Source organism: Sporosarcina koreensis (assembly GCF_001531445.1).
In the GTDB taxonomy this organism is placed as follows: domain Bacteria; phylum Bacillota; class Bacilli; order Bacillales_A; family Planococcaceae; genus Sporosarcina; species Sporosarcina koreensis_C.
This window is the reverse complement of sequence record NZ_LQYA01000034.1, coordinates 3,682-9,625: the sequence shown is the minus strand read 5'-3', so window position 1 is coordinate 9,625 and position 5,944 is coordinate 3,682. Positions and strand designations below refer to the sequence as shown.

Genomic DNA, 5,944 nt, shown 5'->3' with positions numbered 1-5,944 from the left:
AATCAACATTTCTAACTTTATCTCTATTTTAAAAGGAAAAAGACTGCAGGCAACACCAAAATTCAAGGTGTTTGTCTACAGTCTGAGAGAGTGACTGCATAATTATGCAGTCACTCTCTTTTTACTTGCCGATAATGATATCGTAAATAGGGAAAAGTTGATCGATCGTGTTTTCCGCGAAGTCGAAGAACTCCTTCTCAGCAAGCTCTGTCGCTTTGTCGCGTGATAGATGCCTGCCTATGATGAATTCCGCCTTTTTAACGGATTCCAATCTTTTCAATAGGCTTTCTACCCCGTCGGCGCCGATTTCACGTACATTATACGCATCGGGTTTCATATGATCGCCGGATACGACGAAGTCTTCGGGTAGGGAAATCAGTTGGTTGACGTTATGGCTAAGCCTTTCTGCAATCCCTTTTTTATCGGGATTTTCGTAAATGACAGCTAAAATGATGAAGAGATGCGTACCCCATAACCCGATTTGGAAATGAGGCAACGCCTTATATCCGCGCTTTGCCGGTGCAAATGCGACCCAGCTATCGTTTGGCGGATTGACAGTTCTTCTTGCATGCTTCGCCACATGTGGGAAAAACTCGCTTGTCCCCCGTGAAGACAAGTATGTTGAAATTTGTTCACCAACCACTTCGAACTTTGGCTGAATCTTTGTTTGAAGCCCGTTCATCCTATGTTCTAATCCTTCAATTGAAAAGACATTAAAATCATCATTAGTCCAATAACCTTGCGTCAATTTAATACCTCCATTTCAATATCCACGTTTATCGTAACAGAAAATGGGGAACAATCTTATACAAGAAGGCTTATAACTAACCAAAGCAACTCGGACAGCATAAGTTAGAAGTAAGTAATTGCATCGTTGGAGAAAATCACATTCAAAGGGGTGTTAGTAATGAAACAAGTTGTCCATATTATCCGTAAAGCTGAAATCGAAAAGGAATATGTAAAACTTCTGCATCTCGAATTGGACTATGAACTGGCTACACTATATGATGCCGTGCAAGAGAATGACTCCAAACAAGTCGAGAAAAGCAAAACGAGACTCACTGAAATACATGGTGAGCTGGAGACTTTCAATGCTTTCGCTTAACCGCCAGTCATTGAACCGAATTAGGCGCCTTCACTGAGACTCTTCAATCCGGGGGGACAGTGCAAGGGCGCCTTTTTGTTTGGGCGTAGACGGTATGCTATAATAAAGGTACATGCATGTAGATGATGGGGTGTTGATATGAATTGGGGAGCGATTGACCGATATGCAAAATCGTTAATAAAAGAAGCAGGGCATAAAATAAGAATTTCTTTTTTTAATACGATCAATGTCGATTCGAAAGCTGAAGCGAACGATCTCGTTACGAATATCGATCGAGAAATTGAACGCTTTTTCATTAGCCGGATTAAGAGAGATTTTCCCGGACATCGGATTTTCGGTGAAGAGGGATTCGGTGACGAAATCGAATCCCTGGAAGGCGTTATTTGGTTGCTTGACCCGATTGACGGAACGATGAATTTCATTCACCAAAAAAGGAATTTCGCAATCTCCCTTGGTATTTACGCTGAAGGAATCGGCATGCTCGGCTATATATATGATGTCATGAATGATGATTTCTATCACGCAGTCAAAGATGAAGGTGCGTACTTCAATGATGAAAGGCTACCAGTGCTTGAGAACACGCCACTTGCGGAGGCGGTCATCGGCGTGAATGCGAGCTGGGTTGCACCGAACCGGAAAATTGAAAATGGACCGATTGCTGAAATGGTGCGTCAATGCAGAGGGACAAGATCATATGGCTCGGCGGCTATTGAGCTTGCATATGTTTCATCTGGTCGGATTGATGCGTATTTATCCTTGCGATTATCCCCATGGGACATTGCAGGAGGAATGGTGATTGCCCAGGAAGTGGGGGCAGTGACGACAAACTTAAAAGGTGAACAACCGCACTTGCTTGGACAAGATACGTTTATCGTTGCAAGACCGGGGCTACATGATGAAATTCTAAGAAACTATATTAAACTCAAATAAAAAAGGGACTGCCTGCTTGCAGTCCCTTTCATAAGTTATAGTTACAAAATGCCTTGTTCCCGCATTTTCTTCTTTGTCTTGAATCCGTTGCCCATGACGAAAATTAGAGCGAGGATAGCGATTATCGCAACGGGGATACTACGCATACCGACTGCGATGCCAATGCCGCACATTGCAGCAACCGCCGCAAGGGAATATAATACGAAAAACCATTTAATATCCTTCAATATAAAACATCTCCCGAAATAAAATGTTTTTTAAACCTGTTCTCATGTGCTATAATAACACAGTTAACCATCTGATAAAAGATAACGGAGTGAAAATATGACAAACAATCGTAATGATTTACGAAATATAGCGATCATCGCCCACGTAGACCACGGAAAAACAACATTAGTCGATCAGCTTTTGAAGCAATCGGGAATTTTTCGTTCGAATGAACATGTGGAAGAACGTGCTATGGACTCGAACGATCTTGAACGTGAACGTGGTATTACGATCCTGGCGAAAAATACAGCGGTCGAATACAAAGAAACGAAAATCAATATTCTTGATACACCGGGACACGCCGATTTCGGCGGAGAAGTAGAACGGATTTTACGAATGGTCGATGGTGTCGTATTAGTCGTCGACTCCTTTGAGGGATGTATGCCGCAAACCCGGTTTGTATTGAAGAAAGCATTGGAATCCAATATTAAACCAATCGTCGTAGTCAATAAAATCGACCGCGATTTTGCCCGTCCCGAAGAAGTAGTCGACGAAGTGCTTGAATTATTCATCGAATTGGATGCGAATGACGAACAGCTAGAATTCCCTGTAGTGTATGCGTCCGGGTTTAACGGAACAGCAAGCCTTTCGCCGGATCCTGCTGATCAGGAGGATACATTGCAAGTGTTGTTCGACGCGATTGTTGAGCATATCCCAGCTCCGATTGATAACCGGGAAGAGCCGCTTCAATTCCAAGTGTCCTTGCTCGATTATAACGATTATGTCGGCCGTATCGGTATTGGACGTGTATTTAGAGGGACGATGAAAGTCGGCCAGCAAGTGACGGTCCTAAAACGTGACGGATTAACGAAAAACTTCCGTGTGACCAAGATGTATGGATTCCTAGGGTTGAAAAGAATCGAAATCCAAGAAGCCTATGCAGGTGATCTGATTGCCATTTCAGGTATGGAAGATCTTGACGTAGGTGAAACAGTATGTCCGGTCGATCATCTTGAAGCGTTGCCAGAGCTTTTTATTGATGAGCCGACACTCCAAATGACTTTCCTCGTCAATAATAGTCCGTTTGCAGGGAAAGAAGGCAAATGGGTGACTGCGAGAAAGGTCGAAGAACGACTTGAACAGCAATTGCAGACAGATGTTTCTTTACGTGTTGAACCGACAGATTCACCAGATGCGTGGGTTGTATCGGGCCGTGGGGAGTTGCATCTTTCCATCTTAATTGAAAATATGCGTCGTGAAGGGTTCGAACTTCAAGTGTCGAAGCCGGAAGTTATTATCAGAACGATCGATGGAGTGCGTTCTGAGCCTGTCGAACGTGTACAGATTGATGTGCCGGAAGAATATACCGGAGCTATCATCGAATCGATCGGTGAGCGAAAAGGTGAAATGCAAGATATGATCAATAACGGCAATGGACAAGTCCGTTTGATCTTCCTTGTACCTGCTCGTGGTCTGATTGGCTATTCGACTGAGTTCCTTTCACTAACAAGAGGATACGGGATCATCAACCATACGTTTGATTCCTACAAGCCTGTAGCGCAAGGCAGAGTCGGCGGCCGTCGACACGGCGTGCTCGTGTCAATGGAGACGGGTACAGTGACTGGATACAGCATCATGCAGTTGGAAGACCGTGGAACCATGTTTGTCGAAGCCGGTACGGAAATTTACGCAGGAATGGTTGTTGGTGAAAACAACCGTGATACGGACTTGACAATCAATTTGACGAAAGTCAAACATGCGACTAACGTCCGGTCTGCAACGAAGGACCAAACGGTGACTACAAAGAAACCACGAATTCTTTCGTTGGAAGAGGCATTGCAATATGTCGGCGACGATGAATATTGCGAAGTGACTCCTCAATCGATCCGTTTGCGTAAGAAGATCCTTGATAAAAACGAACGGGAACGTGCTCAAAAGAAGAAAAAACTCGGCGAATAATCTATAATAGTAAAAAGTAGTGAAAAAGAATGCGTACAATCGCTTTGTTTAGAAGGGAATGTGCTACATGAATGGTACTATTGGGGATGCAGAAACAATTGAAGCCATGTCTCCAGTTGTTCGAATGATTTATGAAATGACATCATCTTCGGTAACTGGAATCTTGTTGTTTGCAGTTGTTTTCATCCTTTCCGCCATTGTTTATAAGTTAGGATTCGCACGGAAAATTAAGTTTTGGCAAAATGTAGTCGTTTATAGTTTCTTGTTTTTGGGATGTATCATCTTGACGTTTTTCGCTATATTCCTTCCGATTGTAGAGGGATTAATTGTAGCAGCACTCATTTTGATCATCTATAGGGTCCGTAGGATGAACGAACATAAAGAAAACTCCACCGTTTGATAGGCGGCTATTAAAAAAGCCCACTTAGAAATTTCAAAGCGAGTATGGGAGCGACATCTAGTCGTTCCCATACTCGCTTTTTTATCTTATGGACCGTGGGTTTCCGTTCCAGGCAGACGCAGCCCTCATCTCCTGCTCGCAACTCTCCGTTTTGCTCTCTTTGTGACGGCTTTCGCTGGAGTCGCTACTTTACCCTCCAATCTACTGGTGTTTACTACAATAAACATTTCGGTCCGTCAACAAAAAATGGTTAAATTAGTCTGAATTTTAATAGATATATATGTTAAAATGAATCCGAATAGTTAAAAAGTGGACTCGGATAAATAATGAAGAATTCAGCGGAAAAAGGGGGATAAAGTTGACAGTAAGCATTAGAAAGAATAGTGCACTAAGTATTTTGTCATATACAGTATTGCTTCTGCTAACAGGCTATGGGGTAAGTTATTATAGTCAGATGTTCTACGGTTTTGGCAAACTCGTTTGGCTCCTAATCTTTATTTTTCTTACCTTGTGTTTTAGCTCGGTTAGAAAGTTGATTGTGCCATTACTAATTTTCAAGCCTTTTAAAAAACCTGTAACCTACCTATACATGTTAGGTGGGCTTCTTATTCCCTATCTAATTTTAAAGCTAAGCATTCATTACGAAATATTATTGGAACGAAGCTTAATCGTTTTCTACAAAAATGGTTTGCTTGATGGATTACAGCCGTATCCTTTACTAGAAGCTGTCACCTTCGCTCCAATTTGGGAGGAGCTTCTTTTTAGAGGTGTGCTATTGTTCGCTTTATTAAAAGTAGTGAGGCCGATATGGGCTGTAATAATTACTTCAGTTATTTTTTCTCTATTCCACCCCGCGTACCTATTCATAATACTTGTTGCAGGGATTGTTCTTGCTTGTATTGCTTTAAAAACTAAATCCGTCATACCTTCAATGGTTACACATTCTATTTGGAACTTATATACCGGAAAGCTATTTCTGTTTTTATAAGCAAAATCTATCTTGGTGAACTAATGGAATTTTAATTTGATTGAGTGGAAGACGGCGACTCCTGGGGGATAAGCGAACGCCGTTATGAGCAGGATGCCTTAGTTTCTGCAAAGTTCGCAGAAACTAAGGCAAATCAGACTCTTCGTTGTCCGATTGGCTCACCGCTCTCCCCCCGGAAAGCGTCCGTCTGGAACGGTAATCCTCGTGGGAAAAACTAATAGATCTAATTTTAAAAGGGACTGCGCAAACAGTCTGTTCTAACAGACCTTCTGAGCAATCCCTTCCTTTTTAAAAATTCTCTTCTGCGGAATGTGAGCTGCGGTGGAAAATGAATTTTCCAGTGGAAATTCTAACG

General features: G+C 42.4%; 7 protein-coding genes. 5 read left to right on the top strand and 2 right to left on the bottom strand.

The genetic code is table 11. The annotated features are described in order from the left end of the window. Nucleotides 1-121 precede the first annotated feature (121 nt). Complete coding sequence (locus AWV70_RS05915; protein WP_060205171.1) at nucleotides 122-748, bottom strand: YktB family protein; 627 nt, start codon at nucleotides 746-748, stop codon at nucleotides 122-124. Nucleotides 749-907: 159 nt separating this feature from the next. Between AWV70_RS05915 and AWV70_RS05910 the strand changes: the two genes are divergently transcribed. Beyond that, entirely contained in the window at nucleotides 908-1,105 is a 198-nt protein-coding gene (locus tag AWV70_RS05910; RefSeq protein WP_060205169.1) for a hypothetical protein, read from the top strand. Nucleotides 1,106-1,243: 138 nt separating this feature from the next. Then, entirely contained in the window at nucleotides 1,244-2,035 is a 792-nt protein-coding gene (locus AWV70_RS05905) for an inositol monophosphatase family protein (protein ID WP_060205167.1), read from the top strand. 41 nt (nucleotides 2,036-2,076) lie between these two features. Here the strand turns inward: AWV70_RS05905 and AWV70_RS05900 are convergent, their stop codons facing one another. Beyond that, nucleotides 2,077-2,262, bottom strand: a complete 186-nt coding sequence (locus AWV70_RS05900; protein WP_060205165.1) for a YlaF family protein — start codon at nucleotides 2,260-2,262, stop codon at nucleotides 2,077-2,079. A 97-nt stretch (nucleotides 2,263-2,359) separates the two neighbouring features. On the opposite strand from AWV70_RS05900, the gene typA reads away from it, so the two are divergent. The 3 genes from typA to AWV70_RS05885 all read left to right on the top strand — a co-directional run bounded on the left by typA (nucleotide 2,360) and on the right by AWV70_RS05885 (nucleotide 5,589). Further along, nucleotides 2,360-4,201, top strand: a complete 1,842-nt coding sequence (gene typA / locus AWV70_RS05895) for a translational GTPase TypA (protein WP_060205163.1) — start codon at nucleotides 2,360-2,362, stop codon at nucleotides 4,199-4,201. Nucleotides 4,202-4,268: 67 nt separating this feature from the next. Further along, nucleotides 4,269-4,601, top strand: a complete 333-nt coding sequence (locus tag AWV70_RS05890) for a YlaH-like family protein (protein WP_060205161.1) — start codon at nucleotides 4,269-4,271, stop codon at nucleotides 4,599-4,601. A 358-nt stretch (nucleotides 4,602-4,959) separates the two neighbouring features. Beyond that, nucleotides 4,960-5,589 (top strand): CPBP family intramembrane glutamic endopeptidase, encoded by a 630-nt coding sequence (locus AWV70_RS05885; RefSeq protein WP_060205159.1) that lies wholly within the window; start codon nucleotides 4,960-4,962, stop codon nucleotides 5,587-5,589. Nucleotides 5,590-5,944: the final 355 nt, after the last annotated feature.

What these genes read in the sequence shown, in the direction of transcription:
- AWV70_RS05910 (WP_060205169.1), top strand. Translation starts at nt 908, where the DNA reads ATGAAACAAGTTGTCCATATTATCCGTAAAGCTGAAATCGAAAAGGAA.
- AWV70_RS05905 (WP_060205167.1), top strand. Translation starts at nt 1,244, where the DNA reads ATGAATTGGGGAGCGATTGACCGATATGCAAAATCGTTAATAAAAGAA.
- typA (WP_060205163.1), top strand. Translation starts at nt 2,360, where the DNA reads ATGACAAACAATCGTAATGATTTACGAAATATAGCGATCATCGCCCAC.
- AWV70_RS05890 (WP_060205161.1), top strand. Translation starts at nt 4,269, where the DNA reads ATGAATGGTACTATTGGGGATGCAGAAACAATTGAAGCCATGTCTCCA.